This is a genomic window from Geomonas oryzisoli, from assembly GCF_018986915.1.
In the GTDB taxonomy this organism is placed as follows: Bacteria; Desulfobacterota; Desulfuromonadia; order Geobacterales; family Geobacteraceae; genus Geomonas; species Geomonas oryzisoli.
Window position 1 is genome coordinate 2,409,246 of the sequence record NZ_CP076723.1, and the last position, 24,037, is coordinate 2,433,282.

Sequence of the window (24,037 nt, forward strand, 5' to 3'; positions counted from 1 at the left end):
GGCAAGGCAATGGCAAAGCTCTATCTAGGCTGCAGCGGTTTCAGCTACAACCATTGGCGCGGCAACTTCTACCCGGCTGAACTTAAGACCAAAGAGTGGTTCGAACACTACCGCTCAATCTTCGACACGGTTGAGCTCAACGTCACTTTCTACCGGACTCCTACCGCTGCCACCTTCAAGCACTGGCACGACGAAAGCGAGGCGAACTTCACCTTCGCCGTGAAAGGGAGCCGCTACATAACCCACATAAAGAGGCTGCACGACATCGAAGGCGCCCTCTCCAAATTCTTCGGGCCGACCCATGAGTTGCAGGAGAAACTGCAGGTCGTGCTCTGGCAGTTCCCCCCGCAGTTCAAGGTGGACCTGAAGAGACTGGAGCATTTCCTGGACCAGGTCGCGCCGTACCACGGCAGGCACACGCTGGAGTTCAGAAACGAAAGCTGGCTCACCGACGAGGTCGTGAGTATCTGCCGCGACCGCAACGTGTCGCTGTGCATGGCGGACCACCCGGTATTCATCGACGCACCGCCCATCACTGCGGACTTCGTCTATATCAGGCGGCATGGGATGGAGGGGAGTTACAACGGGTTCTACACGAAGGAACAACTGGAAAAGGACGTGGTGAGGATCAGGAAGTACTTGAGCCGCGGCCTGGACGTCTATATCTACTTCAACAACGACATGGGTGGCGCTGCACCGCAAAATGCCAGGGATCTGGCCATAATGATGCAGGCGCCGCTGGACAAAGAGTAAACCTAGCGAGTTCCCGTTCCGGGCCGGACCAGGTCACCGGCCCGGCCTTTCGACTCCCCTCCCTCCTTTCCTTCGGGCACCAGCACCAGGTCAAGTTGCGCCTTTTGGGCGCCTCGTTTGGGATAATGCTGCGTCACCAGTCCCTCGAACTCCTTCACGTCCACCAGGATGTGGATGTGAGGCGGGCGATTGGCGTAGGGAACGGCCGGGAAGGTCTGGAGGCGGTAGCGCCCCCTGCTGTCCGAGTAGACGGTCGCGCGGTAGGCATCGTCATACCGGCCGTCGGGACCGGCCTGCCAAAACTCGATGCGGGCCTTGGGGATGGGCGAGCAATCGGCTGAGGAACGGACCGTGCCGCTCAGGAGATAACCTTTGCCGATGGTGTCGCGCACCGGCGCGTTGGGGCGGTAAAAAGGACCGATCTCGTCCCATGGGGTGGGCGGACAGGAGGCGGCAAGACCAGAGGACGAGGTGGCGTTGACTAGCAGTAACAGTGAAAGAGAAATGACGTAACGAGGCATAAACATAGTATTGCCCCCTCCTCTCCTCCCTCTATCAGCCTACCAAGGGAGGACCGCAGACATGTTCCAGTGTAGTCTCAATGGTCTGATCGCCGGCGGTGAGATAGATGTTTCCCTCTGTGACCGTGACGGACCAGTTGATGACCCGTTCCAGTTTAGCAGAAAGCAGGGTGAGAAACTTGAAATCGAGGGTGAGCACCGAGAGGTTCTTGATGCCGGCCAGCTTTTGCTGGTGCTGCGGCAGCCAGCGGCCGACGTTGGCGCCGAAGGCAAACAGGAAAGCGCGCTCTACGTGGCGGCAGGATTTGGCGAGCCGCTCCGGGTCCGGTTGCCCCACCTCGACCCAGAGTTGCACCCTGCCGTCCGGACCTTTGCTCCAGAGATCAGGCTCGTCGCCGGAACCGACCCCCTTGGTGAAGGACAGATCCTCCTCGTAGCAAAGCGCGTAGGCCAAAAGCCTGGCCAGCAGCCGCTCCGCAGTCTCGGAGGGATGCTGGGCGACGGTGGTCTGAATATCGGCGTAGATCTGACGATCCAGATCCGACAGTTGCACGGAGGCGCGGTAAATGGTGGAAGGGAGAGCCATCGGTAAATCCTTTTAAAGGTGTTATCTACACTATGGGGAATGATGCCCAACGAAGCTATGTGGTGACTATGGTGTCCCCTCCCCCGGAGGGGGAGGGACAGGGAGGGGGCTCGCAGCAGCTATGCAGGCAAATCCTCCCTCCCTACCTCCCCCCTCCTGGGGGAGGAGCGTAAACCCTACCATACGAGGAGAGTTAATTAATCCTCCCCCTCCCCCGCCCAGCGCCTCCAGTCGAACCCGTCGAAATCGATCATCAGCGCCAACGGGATGAAGGTATCCAACTCACTCACCCTCTGTCCGAGCAGCTTCTGGGTGAAATCCCGGAACAGGGCCACCTCCTCCGTGAAGATGGCATCGAAGGGAGCGGTGAGAGCCGGCAGTACCAAGGGGTCCACCGAGGTGAAATTCATGGTGCACCACTCGTCGTGCATGACCTCCCCTTCCGCGTCCACCAGCGGGATGCCGTGCAGCCGGCAGGTCATGGGGCGGTACTCGTAGACCAGGCAGCGGCCATCGTCGCCGAGCAGCACGCAAGGGGTCTCGTCCTCGTCGGGCATGAGCAGTTCCCAGTCCTCCTCCGGGCGGTAATTGAGCACGAAAGGGTGGTCCAGTTCAGGCCACTGTTCCCGCATCAGCGTAAGCCGCTCGCGGCACTTAACCAACACCTGCTCCTTCACCGCGTCTGACAGCTGGTCGAAGCCGCGCTTGAGGAAATAAGCGTCCAGCAGGGTGATATCGAAGGTGCCCCGGCAGCAGCCCGAGCAGCCGCCCTGGCAGGCGATGTGCTGGGGATAAGCAGCCATGCAGCGGGCAAACCAGTCATCCACCTGCGCCAGCAACGCGCGATTTCTTTTCAGGATTTCTTGCATAAGTCTCAGTCAGTCCACCGTCCCCTCCCCCGGAGGGGGAGGGGCAGGGAGGGGGAAGCTCTTCACAAACAGCCCCCCTCCCGGCCTCCCCCCTCCGGGGGGAGGAGCGCCATGTGCAGCAAGGAAAAAAAAGGCGGCAATAGCATCTATTGCCGCCTTCAGTACGCACAGTATCTATCTGCTGTTATGCGAGAATCTCGGCCTTGGTGAAGATGGACTTCAGCCAGTACCCTTCGGCTTCGATGTTCTCGCGGCCGCCTTCCTCGCGGTCAACCAGGGTGACCACGCCAAGCACCACCAACCCTTCTTCTTCGGCGCGCTTGATGGCCTTCAGGGAAGAACCGCCGCTGGTCACGACGTCTTCGACGATGACTACCTTGGAGCCGGGTTTCAGGTTCTTGCGCCCTTCCAGCCAGGCACCGGTGCCGTGCCCTTTGGGCTCCTTGCGGATGATGAAGCCCGGAACCGGCTTTCCTTCCAGGAAGCTGACCACGGAGGTCGCGGTGGCGATCGGGTCGGCGCCGAGGGTGAGCCCCCCTACCCCTTCAACACCTTCCACATCCTTGATGGCTTCGAAGAAGAGCTTGCCGGTCAGGTAGCCGCCCTCGGGGTGCAGCGTGGTCTGCTTCCCGTCAAAGTAAAAATCGCTCTGACGACCGGAAGCCAAGGTCACGTTCCTCTTCTCGTAGGACAGCTCAATGATGATCTTTTTCAGTCTTTCCTTTTCGGTCATTGCTCGGCAGTCTCCTTTTCGAATAGTCCCATCTGCGGTTCATCCTGATCCATCAGACGCGGGAATTTAACCGGGTACCCCCCGGTAAAGCAGGCGGTGCAGAATCCGGCATTCTCGGCGCCGACGGTTGACATGAGACCTTCTTCGGAAAGGTACCCGAGCGAGTCGGCGGTTATATAGCGGCGGATCTCGTCGATCGAGTGCGACGAAGAGATCAGCTCCTTGCGGTTCGGGGTGTCGATGCCGTAGTAGCAGGGGTAGCTGGTCGGCGGGGAGGAGATGCGCACGTGCACCTCGGCGGCTCCGGCGTTCCTGATCATCTTGACGATCTTGCGGGAGGTGGTGCCGCGCACGATGGAGTCGTCGATGACCACGACGCGCTTGCCCTTCAGCACCTCGCGCACCGGGTTCAGCTTGATCTTGACGCCGAAGTGGCGGATCGCCTGTTGCGGCTCGATGAAGGTGCGGCCGACGTAGTGGTTACGGATGAGCCCCAACTCGAACGGGATGCCGGATTCCTCGGCGTAGCCGAGCGCCGCGGGGACGCCGGAATCCGGGATCGGAATGACGATGTCGGCGTCGACCTTGTGCTCGCGGGCCAGTTGACGCCCCTGCTCCTTGCGTACCTGGTACACGTTCTTGCCGAAGATGTGGGAGTCGGGACGCGCGAAGTAGACGAACTCGAAGATGCACGGGGTGGGCTGCACCTTCTTGAGCGGGAAGAAGGAGGTCAGGCCGTTCTTGTCGATGACGATCACCTCGCCCGGCTCGATCTCGCGGATGAACTCGGCGTCGATGAGGTCGAGGGCGCAGCTCTCGGAGGCGACCACGTAGGCGCTCCCCTGGCGGCCCAGGCAAAGCGGGCGGAAACCGTTGGGGTCGCGCACCGCCACCATGCGGCTTTCGGTCAGGAAGAGGAGGCAGTAGGCGCCCTGGATGCGGGTGAGCGCGTCGGTGATGCGGTCCAGCAGCGAGTTCTGTTTCGAAGTGGCGAGCAGGTGGACGATGATCTCGGTGTCCATGGTGGTCTGGAAGATGGAACCGTAGGCCTCCAGCTCGTCCTTGATGATCTGGGCGTTGACGATATTGCCGTTGTGGGCTATCGCGATGGAGCCGCGGGAGTAGTCCACGTTGATGGGCTGGACGTTCTTGATGACCGAGGAACCGGTGGTCGAGTAACGTACGTGGCCGATGGCGGAACGGCCGGGCAGCGTCTTGAAGATTTCGGGGTTGCCGAACACGTCGGCGACGAGCCCCATGCTTTTATGCGCGTGCAGGGTACTTCCGTCCGAGGAGACGATACCGCAACTTTCCTGTCCCCTGTGCTGCAAGGCGTAGAGCCCGAGATAGGTGAGGTTCGACGCCTCCGGGTGGTTGAATACACCGAAAATGCCGCACTCTTCTTCGGGCCTGCGCATCATCATTTCTTCCACGACTGCTCCTTATAAAAGAACTGCTTACCTGTCGATCCTTGTTGTATGCCCCGAAGGGCTGTCCACCAATTCCTCCCCCCGGAGGGGGGAGGTCAGGAGGGGGGAACGGTTGGCGCACGTGGCTTCGCTCCCCCTCCCTGACCCTCCCCCTCCGGGGGCGGGGATTATCTAGAAGTTTTCTTTCACGTACTTCGCCGCGTTCTTGAAGAAGATCAGGCCTTCGCCCTCTTCCGGCAGTTCCTCGCGGGTCCAGCGCGGATGCTGGGTGCGGTGCACGAAGGCCTCGGGGTGCGGCATGAGCCCCATGATCCTGCCGGTCTCGTCGCAGATACCGGCGATGGCGTTCACGGAGCCGTTGGGGTTCTCCGGGAACTCCATGGTGGCTGCCGTGTAGTTCTTATCGGAGTACTTGAGGCAGGAGAGGTGCTTGGCCTCAATCGCCTCCAGGGTCTTGGCGTCGTCCACCAGGAACTTCCCTTCGCCGTGGCGTACCGGGAGGTAGACGCCCCCTTCGATGCCGCGGGTGTACAGGGACGGGGAAGCCGCGTCGACCTTCAAGTAGCACCAACGGTCCTGGAAGCGGCCGCCTTCATTGTAGGTCAGCGTCGCCGTCTGGTTCAGGTAGTTGCCGCCGAGGGCCGGAAGCATCCCCATCTTCACCAGGAGCTGGAACCCGTTGCAGACGCCGAGGATCAACTTGCCGTCGGCGATGAAGCGGGTGATCTGGTCCACCAGGCGCTCTTCTTTGCCTTCCACGGCAGCGTAGCGCAGGCGGTTGGCCTGGGCCTTGGCGCTCCCCAGGTCGTCGCCGTCCAGGAAGCCCCCGGTCAGGTTCAGGAAGTGGTAATCGTCCAGGGTGACCTCACCGGTCAGCAGTTCAGCTATATGGGCGATGCGCGCCTCGTCGAAGCCGCCCAGCTTGCAGGCGTGGGCCGCCTCGGTTTCGCAGTTGGTGCCGTTGCCTGTTATGACAAGCGCTTTAGCCTTGGTCATCAATAAAGTCCTCTATCGGATGGTTAGTAGCGGGCACAACGGTCCTCATTATTGCACAACCCGCTTTTTTTCTGCATATAAAAGATTCGCAATATCTTACAGGTCCTTCAGCGGCTCCTGCCAGGCGGCCTTCAGCTCGGCATTGGGGGCATTCACCACCACACCACCGGCAACACCCTTCACCTTCAGGGTCGGCTCCTCGGTCACCGCGCCGATCTTGGCGAACGCGGTACCGGCCATCGCCTTCTCGAACTCGGCAGCCTTCTCGGCGCGCACCGTCACCAGCAGGCGGGATGCGGACTCGGAGAAGAGGAGCACGATGTCGCTCTTCTCTGCCGTATCGCCCTTGAAGGGCACCTGCGCCAGGTCGAGCTCGATGCCGAAGCCGCCGGCGAAGGCGGACTCGGCAGCTGCAACGGCAAGGCCGCCGTCGGAGAGGTCGTGGCAGGAAGCGACCAGCCCGGCCTTCAGTGCCGCACCGTAGGCGCGGTAGGTGGCCAGTGCCGCCTGTGCGTCCACCTTGGGCACGTTGTTGCCGACAAAGCCCTTCTGCGCCAGGTACTCGGAAGCGCCCAGCTCGTTGGCGGTAGCGCCCAGCAGGTACACCTGGTCACCGGCACGCTTCACGTCCATGGTGACGGCGAGGCGGGCGTCCTCCATCTTGCCGATGACCGAGAAAAGCAGGGTCGGCGGGATGGAGATCTTGGTGGTGCCGTCGTAGAAGTCGTTCTTCATGGAGTCCTTGCCGGAGATGAGCGGCATGGAGAAGACGGTGCAGTAGTCGTAGAGCGCCTTGTTGGCGCGCACCAACTGGGCCATCTTGTACGGGCCGTCCGGGGTCCTTTCGGAGAGGACCGGATCGCACCAGCAGAAGTTGTCCAGACCGGCGACGAGGTCGAGCGAGCCGCCGACGGCGACGTAGTTCCTCAAGCCCTCATCGATGGCGTTGGCAGCCATGTCGTAGGCGTCGATGTCGCTGTAGCGCGGGCAGATGCCGTGACCGACCACGACACCCTCGAAGGAGTCGAGGATCGGGCGCACGACGGCGGCATCGGACGGGCCGTCGTTGTCAACGCCGGTGAACGGCTTGACGACGGAACCGCCCTGGACCTCATGGTCGTAGCGACGCACCACGCTCTCCTTGGAGCAGATGTTCAAGGAGGAAAGGAGCGCCTTCACGTCGGTGGTGTAGTCCGCCGCCGGGGCCAGTTTGGGCTCCTCGTGCACCGGTTTTTCCCAGCGCGCCGGGATCTGCATCGGCGGCAGCCCCGCGTGCATGAAGGAAAGCGGCAGGTACGCCACGGTCTTGTCGCCGTAGAGCATGTGGAAGATGCCGGAATCGGTGAAGGTGCCGAGCACGGTCGCCTCGACGCCGTAGCGCTTGGCCATTTCCATGAACTCGTCGATCTTCTCGGGCGGAACGGCGAGGCTCATCCTTTCCTGCGCCTCGGAGATCAGGATCTCCCACGGAGCCAGGCCCGGGTACTTGAGCGGAGCCTTGGAGAGGTCGAGCTGGCAGCCGCCGCACTCCTCGGACATCTCGCCAATGGAGGAGGAAAGCCCCCCCGCCCCGTTGTCGGTGATGAAGCGGTACAGCGCCTTGTCGCGGGCGCGGATCAGGAAGTCGAACATCCGCTTCTGGGTGATCGGGTCGCCGATCTGCACCGCGGATACCGGCGAGTTCTCGTTCAGCTCTTCCGAGGAGAAGGTGGCGCCGTGGATGCCGTCCTTGCCGATGCGGCCACCGGTCATCACGATCAGGTCGCCCGGGATGATGTTCTTTTTGTGCGACGCCTCACCCTTGATGGTGGCGGGCATGAGCCCCGCGGTGCCGCAGAATACCAGCGGCTTGCCGGCGAAGCGCTCGTCGAACACCAGGGAGCCGTTCACGGTCGGGATGCCGCTCTTGTTGCCGCCGTGCTCGACGCCCTCGACCACGCCCTCATAGATGCGGCGCGGGTGCAGCAGGCGCTTGGGGAGCTCCTTCTCGTAGAACGGATCGGCGAAGCAGAAGACGTCGGTATTGAAGATGAGCTTCGCGCCCTTGCCGGTGCCGAACGGGTCGCGGTTCACGCCCACGATGCCGGTCAGCGCCCCGCCGTAGGGGTCGAGCGCGGACGGGGAGTTGTGCGTCTCCACCTTGAACACCAGGGACCAGTCGTCGTTGAACTTGATGACCCCCGCGTTGTCCTTGAAGACGGACAGGCAGTAGTCCTTGTCGCCCTGGGCGGCGCGCACGTCGGCGGTGGTCTTTTGGATGTAGCTCTTGAACAGGGAGTTGATCTTCTCGGTCTTGCCGGTGCCGTCGTCGTAGGTGACGTCGGCGGAGAAGATCTTGTGCTTGCAGTGCTCGGACCAGGTCTGGGCGAGCGCCTCCAGCTCGACGTCGGTGGGTGCCGCGCCAAGGCCCAGGCTCTTGCGCTTCTCGACCACCTGCGGGTCGCGGTAGTGCGCCTGGATGATCTTCATCTCGTCCAGGGTGAGGGCCAGCACGCCGTCACGGCTGATGCGCATCAGCTCCTCGTCGGAGACCTCGAGGTTGATGGTGTTGACCTCGACCTTCGCCTCGACCTGTACCTTGGGAACGAAGGGAGCGACGCCCCCCTGGGCCTTGAAGGTGGCCGCGTCCAGGATCTGGTAGCGCTGGATCAGCGTGTTGCACAGAAGACCGGTGGCGATCTTCTCGGCGTCGGACTGGGAGAGCTTCCCGGAGATCAGGTACTGCACCGAGGTGTACACCCCCTCCCCTGCAGCCAGCGGCCGGCCCAAGAGATAGCCGATCGCTTCGCCGGCGGTGCGGCCGATGTTGTCGGTGACGCCGGGACGGAAGCCGACCTCGACCAGGTAGTCGAAACCTGCCGCGGCGGGCTTGTCGATCGAGTAGTTCTGGATGACCGGGTCGCTGAAGGGACCGGCGGCAACCTGGTTCAGTTCCTCTGCGGAGAGCGGCGCGTCGACAGTGTAGACGTCGATGGTGCGCACATCGGCCACGTCAAGGTGGAGGAAGTGTGCGATCTCGCGCTTGATGCGCTCGCCGCGCGGGTCGCGGACCTCGTCCTTAAGGGTGATCTCAATCCTGTGGGGCATTGTTGGTGTCCTTTTCATGGATAACCGTACGCGTCGGGTACGGGATGGTGATGCCGTTGTCCTGGAAGCACTGCAGCAGGGCGCTGTTGATCTGGTCGGTGGCCGCCACGGTGTGGGTGTAGTCGGCGACCCAGAAGAAGAGCGAGAGATTCAGCGAGCTGTCGCCGAAGTTCATGAAGAAGGCCTCGGGCCTGGGCTCCTTGAGCACGCTCGGGGCAGCGAGTGCCGTCTGCACCATGAGTTCCTTGGCGCGTTCGACGTCGCACTCGTAGCCGATGCCGATGTTGACCCGCCCCTTCACCCGCACGTCCGGAAAGGCCATATTGACCAGGGTGGAGTTGCACAGCTCGGAGTTCGGGATGATCAGGAAGGTGTTGTCAGCCCCCTTGATCTTGGTGCTCCTAAGACCGATATCGATGACGTCCCCCACCTGGGTCCCCAGCTGGATACGGTCGCCGATCCGGAAGGGGCGGTCGATCATGAGCGTGAAGCCGGACACCATGTTGGCCAGGGTGTCCTTGGCGGCAAGACCGATGGCCAGGGAGCCGACGCCCAGGGCGGTGACCAGCGACAGGATGTCGTAGTTGAAGTGCTTGAGGGTGATGATGAGCGCGGTGACCACCAGGAAGATGGTGCACAACTTCTCCACCAGCGGCATGATCTGGCGGCTCACTTCGGCCCCGGCCACCCGCGCCCCGTACGCCTTGAGGAGCTCGTCGAGCACCCGGTAGGCGATCACGGTGAGGATGGTGATGTTCACCACGAACAGAAGCCCGGCGGCCGCGATACCGACCTTGTCGTGCAGCGGCAGGCGCTTGATGGCCAGGTACAGACCGGCGCAGTTGACCAGCAGCATGGCGGGTCCGGAAACCCGCTCAAGGATCCTGTCGTCGAGATCCGTCTCCGTGACGGCGCAGAGGCGGGTGCCGATCTTGGCGATCAGCACCTGCAACAGCCTGGAGAGGAGGTAGAAGACGGCGATGATCGCGACGGAAATCAGCGCCTGCTTGGCCCAGAAGAGATAGAACGGGTCCATCTCGTCCGGTCTCAGGTAGTAGAGGAGGTTATCCACCAAAGACCCTCGTGAAAATGGTGTCGACGTGCTTCATGTGGTAGCCGAGGTCGAACGCTTCCTTGATCTCCTCGGCGGGGAGGAACGAGGTCACTTCCTCGTCGTTCAAAAGCTCGGTCTGGAAGTCCTTGCCCTCTTCCCAGACCTTCATGGCGTTTCTCTGCACCAGGGCGTAGGCCTTCTCGCGGGAAGCGCCCGCCTCGGCGAGCTTCAGGAGCACGCGCTGGGAGAAGATCAGGCCGCGCATCTGGTTCAGGTTGCGCATCATGTTTTCCGGGTACACCACCAGGTTCTCGATGAGGCCGATGGCGCGGTTCAGCATGAAGTCCAGGGTGACGGTGGCGTCCGGACCGATGATGCGCTCGACGGAGGAGTGGGAGATGTCACGCTCGTGCCACAGCGGCACGTTCTCGATGGCGGAAAGGGCGTAGCCGCGCATCAGGCGGGCCAGACCGGTCAGGTTCTCGGAAAGGACCGGGTTGCGCTTATGCGGCATGGCGGAAGAGCCCTTCTGCCCCTTGCTGAAGAATTCTTCGGCCTCGAGCACCTCGGTCCTCTGCAGATGCCTGATCTCGACGGCGAACTTCTCGATGGAAGAAGCGATGATGGCGAGGGTGGAGAAGTATTCGGCGTGGCGGTCGCGCTGCAGCACCTGCGTCGAGCAGGGCGCCGGCTTCAGGCCCGCCTTCTTGCAGACGTACTCCTCGACCTGCGGGTCGATGTTGGCGAAGGTGCCGACGGCGCCGGAGATCTTGCCGTAGGAGATGGTCTCGAGGGCAGCTTCCATGCGCTTGAGGTTACGGGCCATCTCGTCGTACCAGAGCGCCATCTTCAGGCCGAAGGTCACCGGCTCGGCGTGGATGCCGTGGGAGCGGCCCATCTGCGGGGTCATCTTGTGCTCAAAAGCGCGGGTCTTGATGACAGCCATGAGGCGCTTGATGTCGGAGATGATCAACTCGCCCGCTTCTTTCAGGAGCATGGCGAAGGAGGTATCGAGGATGTCGGAGGAAGTGAGGCCCAGGTGGACGAAGCGGGAGTCGTCACCGATGTAGTCGGCGACCGAGGTGAGGAAGGCGATGACGTCGTGCTTGACGGTGCGTTCGATCTCGTCGATGCGCGGCACGTCGAAGCTCGCCTTGGCCCTGATGCGGGAGACCGCCTCTTTCGGGATGCGCCCCATCTCGGCATGCGCCTCGCAAGCGTAGATCTCTATCTCGAGCCACTTGGCATAGCGGTTCTCGGGTTCCCAGATGCGGGTCATTTCAGGACGGCTGTAACGTTCGATCACGAATTCTTCCCCCTTGCTGAATTGTCTGATTTTTTTATGGCAAAAACAGGTGCATCCCCTGTAAAGGGGACTGGCTCCGTCAGGTGCCTGTCCCCCTTCAAGGGAAGCGCCGATAAGTGGTCCGGGCAAAAGGGGACAGGCACCTTACGGAGCCAGTCCCCTCCCCTCACGCTGAGAATACGCCGCTTACCTGGTGCTGGCACCCCAGGAAGAGTTCGGGGCCGCACAGGTTCTGGCGGCTCAAAAGTCCGCGCGCGGCGGCAAGCGCCAGCGCCGGATCGTTGTTCACCTCGGAGAGATGGGAGAGAAAGACCCCCTGCAGGTCGCCATGCAGAAGTTCCTCAAGAAGGTTCGCCCCCTCCGCGTTGGAGAGGTGCCCGTGGCGGGAGCGGATGCGCTGCTTGAGGTGCCAGGGGTACGGCCCGTCCTGGAGCATCTGCTCATCGTGGTTGAATTCCAGCACCAGCGCGCGGCACCCCTTAAGCTTTTCCTGGGTGAGCCGGGTGGCGATGCCGAGGTCGGTGGCAAAGCCTATGCACCCCTCGCCGCTCTCGATCCGAAAGCCGACCGGGTCGCAGGCGTCATGGGTGATCGGAAAGGGATCGATGGAGATCCCCTTGAAGGTGAAAGGTGCGCCGGCTTCGAACTCGATGCACTCCGCCTTGCCGATCACGTGGTGCGCCGCCTGCAGCATCCGGCTCGAACCGAGCACCGGGACCTTCAGGCGCCGGGCCAGCGTTCCCACGCTGCGGATGTGGTCGGTGTGCTCATGGGTGACCAGGATGCCGTCCAGCGTGGCGGCATCGACGCCGATGGAGGCGAGCCGGTTGGTGGTCTCCCGACCGGAGAGGCCGGCATCGATCAGCAAACGGCAGGAATCGGTCTCCAGAAACAGGGAATTCCCCTTGCTGCCACTTGCCAAGAGGCTGAGCCTCATGCATCCCTCCAAAACTAGCGCGAATCAGCCCCGAGACGGGACTCATGAACGGCAGAAAAACCTTATTTTTATACAGGAATTGGTCGGCAGATTCAAGATGAAGTTGCTGAGATTTGATTAACGCAAAAGCCTGCTGTAGTCCGTGCTTCCCTCGTTCAGCCCGGGTGCCACGGGGAGCAGGATATGGAAGGTGGAGCCGGGGAAACGGTCGGGGTTGTAACCGGTGGACTCCACCCAGATCTCGCCGCCGTGCATGTCGACGATCCCCTTGGCGATGGAGAGGCCGAGACCGGCCCCCTTGGCCTTGAAGGCGACCTTGCCGCTGGAATGTTCCTGGATGTTGCCCACCTCGTAGAACTTGTCGAAGACGCGCAGCTGATCCTCGCGGTCGATGCCGATGCCGGTATCGGTGACGGTGATCTCGAGGAACAGGTGGTGCTCCCGCCCTTCCCCGGTCCCCGAGGGGCCACGCAGCAGGTATTTGGCGGAGCTGGAGACCGTGATGCGGCCGCCGTCCGGGGTGAATTTGATGGCGTTGCCGAGGATATTGGAAAGAAGCTGCATGAGGCGCAGCGCGTCGCCGCGGATGGTGGGGAGCGACTCGTCCAGGTTCAGCACCACCTCCTGCTTTCTCATGGAGAAGAAGAAACGAAGCTCGTTGACCGAGGCCTCGATCAGGCGGTTCAGCTGGATGTCCTCGACCTTGAGCTGCAGCCGCTTTTCGTCGATCATGGAGACGTCGACCATGTCCTTGATGATGTTGTCCAGGCGGGCCGCGGCGTTGGCTATGTTGACCACCATCTCGAGGACGGTCTTGTCCACCTTGTCGGCGAGGTCGGTGGTGATCAGCTCGGAGTACCCCATGATCACCGTAAGCGGGGTCTTCAGCTCGTGGGAGGCAAGCCCCAGGAAGGAGTCCTTCATCCGGTTCAGGCGGGCGAGATCGGCGGAGCTCTTCTCCAGGTTGAGGATGATCTCGCGCTCGCGGGTCACGTCGCGGAAGATGGCCTGCACCAGGGTCTCCGATCCGCTCTTGATGCTGGAGGCGTGCAGCATGGCGACCATGGCGCCCCCCTCCTTGCGGGAGAGCTGCATCTCCTCGGCGATGTGCGCCCCTTCGGCCGCCTCACGGAAGATACGGTGCACTTTGGGGATGTTGCTGATGTTCAACAGCAGGAGCATCTTGGTGAGCGGCAGCCCCACCAGTTCTTTCGCCTCGTAACCGAAGAACTCCTCCGCCATCTTGTTCACCATGCGGATGCACTCGTCGGACCCGATCACCACAATGGCGTCGCTTGCGTCCTCCATAAGCGACTTGTAGAGCTCCTCGGAGCGCTCCAGGTCGGTGGAGAGCTTCTCCAGCTTGCGGTAGGAGGCCTGCAGCTCGTCGAAGGTCCGCTCCATGTCCTGGTAATTCTTCTTGATCTCGGCGTCCCTGTTTTTCAGGAACTGGGACATGATATTGACGTTGCGGGCGAGCTCGTTGAATTCGTAGACCTGCACCTCTCCTATGTGGGTGTCGAAGGCCCCCTCGGAGATCTGCTTCACCCCTTTGAGCAGCATGGAGATCGGCTGCATCACGTATCTCTTCATGAAAAGCATGATGAGGGTAAAGGAGGTGACCAGGGAGATCGCCAGCAGGAACAGGGTCTTCAGCACCATCCCCTTCATCTTGTCGAAGACGACCTGGTCGCTGAAGCCCACGTGGGCCTGTGCCAGCGGCTTGCCGTACGGGCTCATCACCATGACCGCGTTGTCGTAGTAGGAGTTGGTCGCTCCCTCGACCGTCATGGTGATGCGGCGCTTGTAGACCGGCTCTTCCCCAAGCCGCGCCTCCTCCTTCTGAGACTCCTGGATGGGCATGGACATAAAGCGGGGATCGCTGGCGAAGAGCACCTTGCCGTTCAACTCGGTCACCACGCAGTAGGCGATGTCCGGGTTCCCCTCGATGATCTCCCGGCACTTCTCGGACACGCCGGTCATGTCCTTCAGTTCCAGACCGAGGTTGATGACCTTTTCGATGTTGGACTTAAGGGCGACGGCGAGGCCCTTGGAACGCAGGCTGAGTGCGTTCACCTGGTCCTTGCGCAACGCCATTATGTCCATACCGGAACCAATGAAGATGGTGAGGAACAGGATCAGGAAGGAGAACAGTAAGATGCGTTTTTCCAGAGTCATTTTCATCTATAGTCTATTTCCAGCAACGGCGTGGAGGAAGAAATGCGCATCATGGGCCACGCCAGCATAATTTATACGTCAACTGAAAGTCAATTATTATGTGGATTTTTTCACTGACAAAAATCCCGTCTCAAGCTCGCGAATCCCCGCTGAAAGCCACGAGAGTCACACCCATTGTCGGTATCGACCGTACCGGAAAAAGCTTGAATAAAATCTTGACGGGCTCCGGTTCGGCTGTTAGTATCCCAATTGTGAAGGAATACTTAATTAACAGGAGGGGGACATGGCTTTAAGAGTAGCTATTAATGGATTCGGCCGTATAGGACGTTGTGTACTCAGAGCTGCTGCACAGGCGCAAGATTTCGAATTTGTAGCAATCAATGACCTCACCGATGCAAAAACGCTGGCGCACCTGTTAAAGTATGACTCTGTTCATGGGAAATTCCCCGGCGAGGTTTCCGTAGACGGCGATCAGCTGATCGTCAACGGCAAGGCCATCAAGGTTCTGGCGGTTAAAAATCCGACCGAACTCCCCTGGAAGGACCTCAAGATCGACATAGTGCTCGAGTCGACCGGCCTGTTCACCGCACGCGACAAGGCGGCGCAGCACCTCACCGCCGGTGCCAAGAAGGTCATCATCTCCGCACCCGCCACCGACCCCGACCTCACCGTCGTGCTCGGCGTCAACGACAAAGAATACGACAAGAACAAGCACCACATCGTCTCCAACGCCTCCTGCACCACCAACTGCCTGGCTCCGGTCGCCAAGGTGCTGCAGGACAGCTTCGGCATCGAGAAAGGCCTGGTCACCACCGTCCATTCCTACACCAACGACCAGAACATCCTGGACCTGCCGCACAAGGACCTGCGCCGCGCGCGTGCCGCCGCCCTCTCCATGATCCCGACCACCACCGGCGCCGCAAAGGCGGTGTCCCTGGTGCTCCCGGCCCTGAAAGGGAAACTCGACGGCATGGCCATCCGCGTCCCGACCCCGAACGTTTCCGTCGTCGACCTGGTGGCCACCCTCACCAAGCAGACCGACGCCCAGCAGGTGAACGCCGCGCTCAAAGCCGCCGCCGAGGGGCCGCTGAAAGGGATCCTGGGTTTCTGCGAAGAGCCGCTGGTTTCCTGCGATTTCAACGGCAACACCCTCTCCTCGATCGTCGACGCATCCTGCACCAAGGTCATCGACGGCAACATGGTGAAGGTGCTCTCCTGGTACGACAACGAGATGGGTTTCTCCACCAGGGTGGTCGGCTTGATGAAAATCATGTTGTAAGAAGAGACGAAACCGAATACATATTGCGGGGGGGGAGCCATCTCCCCCCCCTTTATTTTTTTGCGTCTAGGAGGAGTCATGTCAATTCGTTACATCGATGAGATCGAAAGCCTTGCCGGGAAGAAGCTGTTCATGCGTGTCGACTTCAACGTGCCGTTGGACGACAACCAGAACATCACCGAGGACACCAGGATCCGTGCCGTGCTGCCGACCCTGAACTACGCGCTCGACCAGAAGGCGAAGATCGTACTGGCCTCGCACCTTGGGCGCCCCAAAGGTGAGCGCAAGGAGAAGTACTCGATGGCGCCCGCCGCCAAACGTCTCTCCAGGCTCCTGGGCAAAGAGGTGAAGCTCGCTTCCGATTGCATCGGTGATGACGTGCGGGCCATGATCGACGCCATGCAGCCGGGCGACGTGGTCATGCTGGAGAACGTGCGCTTCTATGCGGGCGAGGAGAAAAACGACGTCGATTTCGCCAAGGCGCTGGCCAACGGCTGCGAGGTGTACGTGAACGACGCCTTCGCCGTGTCGCACCGCGCCCACGCCTCCGTCGAGGCGATTACCGACTTCTTCCCCGTTGTGGCCGCCGGCTTTTTGATGAAGAACGAGATGAACTACTTCGAGAAGGCGATGAAGAACCCGATCCGCCCGCTGGTTTCCATCCTGGGCGGCGCCAAGGTCTCCGGCAAGATCGAGGTCCTCGAGAACCTGTGCGACAAGGTTGACAAGATCATCATCGGCGGCGGCATGGCCTTCACCTTCCTGAAGGGGATGGGCTACAACGTCGGCAAGTCCCTGGTCGAGGACAACCTGATCGAAACCGCCATGAAGACCTACGAGAAGGCGCGCGCCAAGGGGGTCAAGTTCTACCTCCCGGTCGACTGCGTGGTGGCCGACCAGTTCAACCCCGCCGCCGAGACCAAGGTCTGTCCGATCCAGGAGATCCCGGAAGGTTGGATGGCGCTGGATATCGGCCCCGCCACCGTGGCCCTCTTCACCGAGGCGCTGCAGAACGCGAAGACCATCGTCTGGAACGGGCCGATGGGCGTTTTCGAGATGGATGCCTTCTCGCGCGGCACCTTCGCCATGGTCTCCGCCGTGGCGAACTCCTACGCCCTTACCATCGTCGGCGGCGGCGACACCGACGTCGCGGTACACCGTGCCGGCGAGTACGCCAAGATCAGCTACATCTCCACCGGCGGCGGCGCCTTCCTCGAACTGCTCGAAGGCAAAAAACTGCCGGGCATCAAGGTCCTGGAAGACAAGGGGCACAAGTAACAGACAGGGGACTGGCTCCGCAGGTGCCTGTCCCCCTTTCTTCGGACCTTGTCCGACCTGCCAAATTAACTAGCAGCCACTACCATTTTGTGGAGGGACTTATAATGCGCAAGCCGGTCATAGCTGGAAACTGGAAACTCTATAAGACAAAGGACGAGGCGCTGGCGCTGATCGAGGAACTGGCGCCGCTGGTCGCAGGGGTGGACAACGTCGAGGTGGTTGTGGCGCCGGTTTTCACCGTGCTTCCCGCCCTCCCCGCCGCGCTCGCCGGCACCAGCATCAGCCTCGCCGCCCAGGACGTGTTCTGGGAGGAGGAAGGTGCCTTCACCGGCGAGGTGTCGCCGCGCATGCTGCTCGACGCCGGCGCAAGCCACGTCATCATCGGCCACTCCGAGCGCAGGCAATACTTCGGTGAAACAGACCAGACCGTGAACAAGAAGATCAAGGCGGCCCTCAAAGGCGCCCTGGTCCCCATCTTCTGCATCGGCGAGACGCTGGAGGCGCGCGAAGCCGGCGACACCTTCAAGGTGCTGGAGCGCCAGGTGCAGGGCGGCCTGGAAGGGCTCAGCGAGACCCAGTTGGCACCGGTCATCATCGCTTACGAGCCGGTCTGGGCCATCGGCACCGGCAAGGTCGCCACCGACGAGCAGGCACAGGAAGCACACGCTTTCGTGCGCGGCGTGGTCGCCAAGATGTTCGGCCAGGCGGCTGCCGACAAGGTGCGCATTCTCTATGGCGGCTCGGTCAAACCCGACAATGTCAAAGGGCTCATGTCCTGCGCTGACATAGACGGCGCCCTGGTCGGTGGTGCAAGTCTCAAGGGGGCCTCTTTTGCTTCCATCGTCCGTTTCGGCGAATAAAGGCTTGGTTATTTTTTGCAAATATGCTAAACAGTCTCTTTGGCAGTCTCGTGAACACTCTCGGAGGTTAGTTTTTTAATGACTATTTTACTGGTAACCCTGCACGTCATCGTTTGTTTCGCTCTCATCGTTGTCGTCCTGCTGCAGTCCGGCAAAGGGGCAGAGATGGGTGCATCCTTCGGCGCCAGCGGCAGCCAGTCCGTGTTCGGCGCGGGCGGCGGCAACACCTTCATGAGCAAACTGACCACCTATGCAGCGGTCATCTTCATGCTGACCTCCCTCTCCCTGGCCTTCGTGTCCGGCAAAGGCGGCGGCTCTTCCATCATGTCCAAGGCCCCAAAGGTCAAGCCGGCCCCGATGGGCGGCATGCCGTTGCAGCAGCCTGTCAAACCGGCAGCACCCGGCAACGCGGCAGCACCCGCAGCGCCCGCCGCTCCGGCTGCGCCTGCAGCACCGGCACCGGCAGCACCCGCAGCTCCGGCAAAGTAGTTAATTAGAAGTTTGCTGTTGACATCTCTTTCGAGGGATGCTAAAAACTGGGTTCTTCTTGCCGAAGTGGTGGAATTGGTAGACACACCATCTTGAGGGGGTGGCGGGCGATAGCCTGTACGAGTTCGAGTCTCGTCTTCGGCACCATCCAGAAAAACAGGGGTTACGGATATTCCGTAACCCTTTTTTCATTTCAGCTTCCTTTTAAAACCAGAACCATTGGCCACGGAGGATCTGAGAACATCTGAAAGAACTAAATCAAAAGTTTTGTACTCTAAGATGTTCTCCAAAGTTCTCCGTGGCTAATGGTTGTCATGTTTCTCTTGACTTCAGTCTCAGCAGATGATACAAACTGGTTTCTTCTTGCCGAAGTGGTGGAATTGGTAGACACACCATCTTGAGGGGGTGGCGGGCGATAGCCTGTACGAGTTCGAGTCTCGTCTTCGGCACCACAAACAAACCAAGGGTTACGGACATTGTCCGTGACCCTTTTTTTATTCCCGCTTCCCCTCAAAACCAAAACCATTGGCCACGGAGGAAATCTGAGGACATCGGAGAAAAGCAAAAGGCTTGTTTCTCTCCGATTTTCTCCGAAGTTCTCCGTGGCCAATGGTTTTAATGTTTTTACGTGTCAACAGTACGGGAACTGCGCGTTCCAACTTGGCACGGGCGCGTTCCAACTTGGCACGGGCGCATTCCTTCTTGGCATGTGCGCATTCCTTCTTGGCATGTGCGCATGCCTTCTTGGCATGTGCGCATTCCTTCTTGGCATGTGCGCATTCCTTCTTGGCATGTGCGCATTCCTTCTTGGCATGGGCGCATTCCTTCTTGGCATGTGCACATTCCTTCTTGGCATGGGCACATTCCTGCTTGGCATGGGCGCATTCCTGCTTGGCATGGGCGCATTCCTGCTTGGCATGGGCGCATTCCTGCTTGGCATGGGCGCATTCCTGCTTGGCATGGGCGCATTCCTGCTTGGCATGGGCGCATTCCTGCTTGGCACGTACGCACGCAAGCTTGTCACGGACGCATGGTCCGATGATGGAGGCAAATTGCTCACGCCCGTTGGTTGGTATGGTTGAACCAAGGCACCCTGCTCTTTTCTGCGCGGGCCCTTTTCTCTGAGCAACTGTCACATTCGAGAAATTCCCGTAACACCAACGACTGATCCGTTGCGTCACCGTTTGATCTTGCGCCACCACGTATTACACGCCGCTCATCTTCCTTATTCGCCGCCACACTCCCCTTCCCCACTGGCACTGCACAGTCAAAGTGGTGCGGTTGACAACCCAATAACACCCCATATAATGTTTACACCAACCACTTTAATGATATTCAAAGGTACAGGAGGTGTGAATGAAAGACACGCAAGACGCACTGAAACAGGCCATTCAAACTGAAAAGAACGCGATGAACTTCTACCAGATCGGCGCACAGCATATGAAGGACGCAGAAGCCAAGCGACTGTTCGAGCAACTGGCACGTGAAGAGAAAGAGCACGCTGCACAGTTCTTCAAGGCCTACCACGGCAGCGACCTTGGTTCCTTTGAGGAGTTCATCACCTCTCCTCCGCAAAACGAGGCGCTCTGGGTCACCTCGATTCAGAAGGCCATCGACTCAGACTTCACCGAGCAGAAGGCCCTGGAGTACGCGATGGACAAGGAGACCCACCTGGAGAATGCCCTGCGTGAGACGGCGGGCAGGATCACCGACCCCGGCATCAAGGAAATCTTCCTGTGGAATGCCAACGAGACCCACAACCACTTCCTCACCATCGAGGCCGAGTACGCCAGGATCATGGCCATGGTGGACGAATCCGACATGGACACCTACGTCAGGGAATAACAGTTTGACTGCAGAAACCGGCAGCACAGAAGGGGGGCGCCAGCCCCCCTTTTTGCTTCCCTCGGTTTTTTAATAATTTATGCCGCCGGGCAAAAAAAGATAATCATTCAGGCATTTTTTTCTTGCACGGAAGCGGCTCCTTTGCTATAAGTAGGTCTCTCGCAAGCCGGAGTGGCGGAATTGGTAGACGCGCTAGATTCAGGTTCTAGTACTCGCAAGGGTGTGCTGGTTCGATTCCAGTCTTCGGCACCAAAAGATCAAGAGGTTGGGCGTTAGCCTAACCTCTTTTTTCTTCCTTCGATCCGCGAGAGACAATGGGGCTGTAGCTCAGTTGGGAGAGCGCTTGAATGGCATTCAAGAGGTCGTCAGTTCGATCCTGATCAGCTCCACCATCAATCAGAAACGGGGTCCGGCAATTCGCCGGGCCCCGTTTTTCTTTTCTGATGCGCACCGTCCTTCTCCCTTTCACCTAAATCCCCTCACACTCCTCCCCCACCACCTCTCCGACTACCACCTGCAGTCTCTCTCGCAGACACGAAGTATTCGCCCAGCCATAACCGTGATCGGCGTAAAATAAGGAATGGCGATGAGATGACCAGCTCCGAAGGTATGTTGAAAGGAGGCAAACCGAGGAGGTCAATCATGAGAAAACACGGACATCAAACTTACAGACATGCCGACCCGACTGCAGACCTTGACCGAAAACACCAAGGGTCGGTCGGAGGTCAGCGACTGGCCGAACATGCGGAGAGGAAATCGCAAGAAAAAACCTTTGCCAGCCTCAACCAGGGCCGCAACGAGGATTTTACACCAGGTCGCGATCCGGCTGAAGGTCCCGACATCGCGTTGACATCCCCTTCCCATGAACGGTGGGCGCAACACACGGCCGAGCGGGATCCAACCGAAGGCTCGCCAGCGGCGATATCGACCTACAAAGGTAAAAGATAACCTGACTAGCGATGATCTTCCGCCACGATGCCCATCCCCCTCTCCCCCCGGGAGAGGGCTGGGGTGAGGGCGCTGCAATAGGCAATGATCCCGCTTCGTGGCACCTCCTCACCCGCCCTTCGGGCACCCTCTCCCAGAGGGAGAGGGCATTGGCGGAAGATTGTAGCTAATCGTCAAAGGTAATACTTGCGCATGCGGGACGCTTCGATGAAGCCGTCCCGCTTTTTTGTCGCACTTCCCCTTCCCCTCTATGAAATCATCTCAACCATTCCCGTCCCGTTACCCTCCTCATAGCGAGGTTCGAAGCAGGACCGTCTCTCACTTCGATCCAGAGAGTTGCCACCCCTCTTCGCCCGTATATAATTATCGAACTCTAATACTTCCCTCCATAGAGGCTTCTCTATCAGTGAACGTTACAACAGAACAAAGGGTGGCATCTCTGTGATCAACAGCAGGTTCATCATAAATAGGCCGGACCGCCCCCTTTATGGGGTGATCGTCTCTGTCGCCCTTTCCCTCGGCTTGCTCAACGTCGCGGTCTATTTCTTTTCCCCTCCGACCAGGTTCGAAGTGGTGCCGTGGTATCTGCCGACGGTTCATGCCTTCGTCGCCCTTTGTTCCTTCTGTGTCGCCTTTCTCGCCCTCGGCCGGCACCAGGTCCTCAGGTATCCCGCCCCGTTCTGGATCGGAATCGCCTACCTCGCTCACTCCATCTACTCCATTTTCCGCCTGTTGGTGTTCCCGACCCTGCCGGGCAATCGAGGCATCATCGAGACTCTGCCAAGCACTTCACCCTGGCTGGTGAACCTGCAGATGGCAACCCTGGCCGCATGCGTCATCATCGCTCCCTTCAGCCCGGTACCTCGAGATCGGCGCGCATCATGGATAATGGCTGTGGTGGCGGTCGCGGCGGTCACCTTGGCCGCCACCGCCGTAGTGAAGTTGGATCACGCCCTCCCGGTCATGGTGGTCGTTGGCCGGTTCACCGAACCGGAAAGGGCCCTGCTGTTGTTCCTGGCGGGGATGCTCTTCGCCAGCGCCATCGTTGCCACCGCCACCTACCTCGACACAGGAGACCGCCTCTTTGCCTTCACGGCCCTTTCCCAATTGGCAGCCACCTCATCCGTGGCGATGAACGCGCTGGGATCAAACTGGTTCAACCTACCCTTTTACCTGGGCCGCAACATCGTCGTAGCCGGCGCCCTGGTCATGCTGTTCGGCTTGCTCTCCGATTACGTGCAACTGGCCCGCAACGAGCAGGACAAGAGCCAGGAACTTGCACAAAGGACCGAGGAGCTGACGCAGAGCGAGGAGAGGCTGCGCTACAACGAGGTCACCCTGCAGATGGCCATCAACGCCACAGGTCTCGGTACCTTCGAGTTCGAGCCGGGCACCGGCAATCTCACCTGGTCCGTTCACGCCAAGCGGCACTTCGGTTTGGCACCGGAAGCTACGGGAAGCTACCAGTTGTTCGAGTCAGCTCTCCATCCGGAGGACCGCGACCGCGTGCTGACGGCACTCCGCAGGTCCTTCCAACCCGAGAGCGGCGGCATCTACCGGATCGAGTACCGGGCCATCGGCATTGAGGACCACAAAGAGCGCTGGCTCATGGCGAGGGGCCAGGTCTTTTTCGACGAGGATGGAGCCCCCATCCGTCTGGTCGGTGCCACCCTCGACATCACCGAACCGAAAAAGGCGGAGGCCCGCCTGCGCCGGATCTTCGACTCCGGAATGATCGGCCTGATCTACTGGAACATGCGCGGCGACATCCTCGACGCCAACGACGTTTTCCTGCGGATGCTGGGCAGGAGCCGTCACGAGCTGGAAGCAGGCACCGTAAAATGGAGCGATCTCACCCCCCCTGAGTACGCCGCCCTGGATGACTTCGCCCTTGACGAGTTACGTGCCACCGGCCTGGACACTCCCTATGAGAAGGAGTTTTTCCGCAGCGACGGCGCCAGGGTTCCAGTTCTCATCGGAGCGGCGACCTTGCCTGAAGCCCCGGAAGAAGGTGTCGCATTCGTGCTCGACATAACGGAGCGCAAGAAGGCCGAGGAGGAGGTCCGCCAAGCCAGAAACACGCTCGAGTTGCGGGTCCAGGAACGGACCGAGGAACTGAGGCAGGCGCTGCAAAGCCTGCGGGCGGAAACCGAGGAGCGCCTGCGCGCGGTCGAGGAACTAAGGCTGAAGGAGCAGATGCTGATGCAGCAGAACCGGCTGGCGGCAATGGGTGAGATGCTCGCCAACATCTCGCACCAGTGGCGCCAGCCTTTGAACATGCTTGGCCTTATCCTGCAGAATCTCACCAGGAGTTACGACCGAGGCACGTTCTCGTCGGAGATGCTGCAAAAGAGTGCCGACAGGGGGACGGAGCTCATCGAACACATGTCCAAGACCATTGAGGACTTCTCCGCCTACCTGAACCCGGACAAGACCAAGGTATCGTTCGACGTCGGGGAAGTCATCGCGAAGGCCCTGTCCATGATGGGGGAAACCCTGCAGGGCATGACCGTGGAGGTGGACACCCCGCCTCAGGCGGTTCACGCCATCGGTTATCGCAACGAGTACGCGCAGGTGGTGATCAATATCCTGGTGAACGCCCGTGACGCACTGCGGGAAAGGAACGTGGCGGACCCGCGGGTCACCATCAGGATCAGCAGGGAGGGCGAACGCAGCGTGGTCGCTATCTCGGACAACGCCGGCGGCATCGCCCACGATATCCTGGACAAGATTTTCGAGCCTTACTTCACCACCAAAGCGCCCGGCGAGGGTACCGGGATCGGCCTGTTCATGTCTAAGGCCATCATAGAAAAAAGCATGGGTGGGAAACTCTCGGCAAGCAACACCGACACGGGCGCGGAGTTCAAGATCGAGGTATGAGAGGTCGA

Annotated in this window: 20 protein-coding genes and 4 tRNA genes; 12 read left to right on the forward strand and 12 right to left on the reverse strand. The window is 60.3% G+C overall.

Annotated features, from left to right (window positions below):
- Window positions 1–9 precede the first annotated feature (9 nt).
- On the forward strand, window positions 10–753 hold the full coding sequence (locus KP004_RS10580; protein WP_216802295.1) for a DUF72 domain-containing protein: 744 nt from the start codon (window positions 10–12) through the stop codon (window positions 751–753).
- Window positions 754–755: 2 nt separating this feature from the next.
- Here the strand turns inward: KP004_RS10580 and KP004_RS10585 are convergent, their stop codons facing one another.
- The 11 genes from KP004_RS10585 to KP004_RS10635 form a co-directional block, all read right to left on the reverse strand.
- A complete protein-coding gene (locus KP004_RS10585) occupies window positions 756–1,280 on the reverse strand; it encodes a peptidase associated/transthyretin-like domain-containing protein (protein WP_216802297.1) in 525 nt (174 codons plus the stop codon).
- A gap of 28 nt (window positions 1,281–1,308) precedes the next feature.
- A complete protein-coding gene (locus KP004_RS10590) occupies window positions 1,309–1,860 on the reverse strand; it encodes a YaeQ family protein (protein ID WP_216802298.1) in 552 nt (183 codons plus the stop codon).
- A 197-nt stretch (window positions 1,861–2,057) separates the two neighbouring features.
- Window positions 2,058–2,729, reverse strand: a complete 672-nt coding sequence (locus KP004_RS10595; protein WP_216802300.1) for a YkgJ family cysteine cluster protein — start codon at window positions 2,727–2,729, stop codon at window positions 2,058–2,060.
- A gap of 184 nt (window positions 2,730–2,913) precedes the next feature.
- Window positions 2,914–3,462: an orotate phosphoribosyltransferase gene (pyrE, locus tag KP004_RS10600; protein WP_183346315.1), complete on the reverse strand. Its 549-nt coding sequence runs from the start codon at window positions 3,460–3,462 to the stop codon at window positions 2,914–2,916.
- Window positions 3,459–4,886 (reverse strand): amidophosphoribosyltransferase, encoded by a 1,428-nt coding sequence (purF, locus tag KP004_RS10605; RefSeq protein ID WP_216802496.1) that lies wholly within the window; start codon window positions 4,884–4,886, stop codon window positions 3,459–3,461. Before purF ends, pyrE begins: the two co-directional genes overlap by 4 nt.
- 177 nt (window positions 4,887–5,063) lie before the next feature.
- A complete protein-coding gene (locus KP004_RS10610; RefSeq protein WP_216802301.1) occupies window positions 5,064–5,888 on the reverse strand; it encodes a phosphoribosylformylglycinamidine synthase subunit PurQ in 825 nt (274 codons plus the stop codon).
- Between the two features lie 96 nt (window positions 5,889–5,984).
- Window positions 5,985–8,975: a phosphoribosylformylglycinamidine synthase subunit PurS gene (locus KP004_RS10615; protein ID WP_216802303.1), complete on the reverse strand. Its 2,991-nt coding sequence runs from the start codon at window positions 8,973–8,975 to the stop codon at window positions 5,985–5,987.
- Window positions 8,959–10,047, reverse strand: a complete 1,089-nt coding sequence (locus KP004_RS10620; RefSeq protein ID WP_216802499.1) for a mechanosensitive ion channel family protein — start codon at window positions 10,045–10,047, stop codon at window positions 8,959–8,961. The genes KP004_RS10615 and KP004_RS10620 overlap by 17 nt, the downstream gene beginning before the upstream one ends.
- Complete coding sequence (gene purB, locus KP004_RS10625; RefSeq protein WP_216802305.1) at window positions 10,040–11,335, reverse strand: adenylosuccinate lyase; 1,296 nt, start codon at window positions 11,333–11,335, stop codon at window positions 10,040–10,042. The genes KP004_RS10620 and purB overlap by 8 nt, the downstream gene beginning before the upstream one ends.
- A gap of 166 nt (window positions 11,336–11,501) precedes the next feature.
- Window positions 11,502–12,272, reverse strand: coding sequence for an MBL fold metallo-hydrolase (locus tag KP004_RS10630; RefSeq protein ID WP_216802307.1), 771 nt, complete (start codon window positions 12,270–12,272; stop codon window positions 11,502–11,504).
- Window positions 12,273–12,389: 117 nt separating this feature from the next.
- Entirely contained in the window at window positions 12,390–14,456 is a 2,067-nt protein-coding gene (locus KP004_RS10635; RefSeq protein WP_216802308.1) for an ATP-binding protein, read from the reverse strand.
- A 277-nt stretch (window positions 14,457–14,733) separates the two neighbouring features.
- On the opposite strand from KP004_RS10635, the gene gap reads away from it, so the two are divergent.
- The 6 genes from gap (at window position 14,734) to KP004_RS10665 (ending at window position 18,808) form a co-directional block, all read left to right on the forward strand.
- Window positions 14,734–15,729: a type I glyceraldehyde-3-phosphate dehydrogenase gene (gene gap, locus KP004_RS10640; protein WP_216798527.1), complete on the forward strand. Its 996-nt coding sequence runs from the start codon at window positions 14,734–14,736 to the stop codon at window positions 15,727–15,729.
- Between the two features lie 78 nt (window positions 15,730–15,807).
- On the forward strand, window positions 15,808–17,007 hold the full coding sequence (locus KP004_RS10645; protein WP_216798528.1) for a phosphoglycerate kinase: 1,200 nt from the start codon (window positions 15,808–15,810) through the stop codon (window positions 17,005–17,007).
- Window positions 17,008–17,111: 104 nt separating this feature from the next.
- A complete protein-coding gene (tpiA, locus tag KP004_RS10650; protein ID WP_216798530.1) occupies window positions 17,112–17,867 on the forward strand; it encodes a triose-phosphate isomerase in 756 nt (251 codons plus the stop codon).
- A 78-nt stretch (window positions 17,868–17,945) separates the two neighbouring features.
- Complete coding sequence (gene secG, locus KP004_RS10655; RefSeq protein WP_216798531.1) at window positions 17,946–18,356, forward strand: preprotein translocase subunit SecG; 411 nt, start codon at window positions 17,946–17,948, stop codon at window positions 18,354–18,356.
- Between the two features lie 60 nt (window positions 18,357–18,416).
- Window positions 18,417–18,503 (forward strand) — tRNA-Leu (locus tag KP004_RS10660).
- A 218-nt stretch (window positions 18,504–18,721) separates the two neighbouring features.
- Window positions 18,722–18,808 (forward strand) — tRNA-Leu (locus KP004_RS10665).
- A gap of 42 nt (window positions 18,809–18,850) precedes the next feature.
- On the opposite strand, the gene KP004_RS10670 is transcribed toward KP004_RS10665, so the two are convergent.
- On the reverse strand, window positions 18,851–19,555 hold the full coding sequence (locus KP004_RS10670; protein WP_216798533.1) for a hypothetical protein: 705 nt from the start codon (window positions 19,553–19,555) through the stop codon (window positions 18,851–18,853).
- Between the two features lie 157 nt (window positions 19,556–19,712).
- On the opposite strand from KP004_RS10670, the gene KP004_RS10675 reads away from it, so the two are divergent.
- From KP004_RS10675 to KP004_RS10695, 5 genes are all read left to right on the forward strand, one after another.
- Window positions 19,713–20,201, forward strand: a complete 489-nt coding sequence (locus KP004_RS10675; RefSeq protein WP_216798535.1) for a ferritin-like domain-containing protein — start codon at window positions 19,713–19,715, stop codon at window positions 20,199–20,201.
- A 165-nt stretch (window positions 20,202–20,366) separates the two neighbouring features.
- Window positions 20,367–20,453, forward strand: a tRNA-Leu gene (locus tag KP004_RS10680).
- 64 nt (window positions 20,454–20,517) lie between these two features.
- Window positions 20,518–20,593: transfer RNA gene (locus KP004_RS10685), tRNA-Ala, on the forward strand.
- 250 nt (window positions 20,594–20,843) lie between these two features.
- Window positions 20,844–21,149: a hypothetical protein gene (locus tag KP004_RS10690; RefSeq protein ID WP_216798536.1), complete on the forward strand. Its 306-nt coding sequence runs from the start codon at window positions 20,844–20,846 to the stop codon at window positions 21,147–21,149.
- A gap of 441 nt (window positions 21,150–21,590) precedes the next feature.
- Window positions 21,591–24,029, forward strand: a complete 2,439-nt coding sequence (locus KP004_RS10695; protein ID WP_216798538.1) for a PAS domain-containing sensor histidine kinase — start codon at window positions 21,591–21,593, stop codon at window positions 24,027–24,029.
- The last annotated feature ends 8 nt before the right edge of the window (window positions 24,030–24,037 follow it).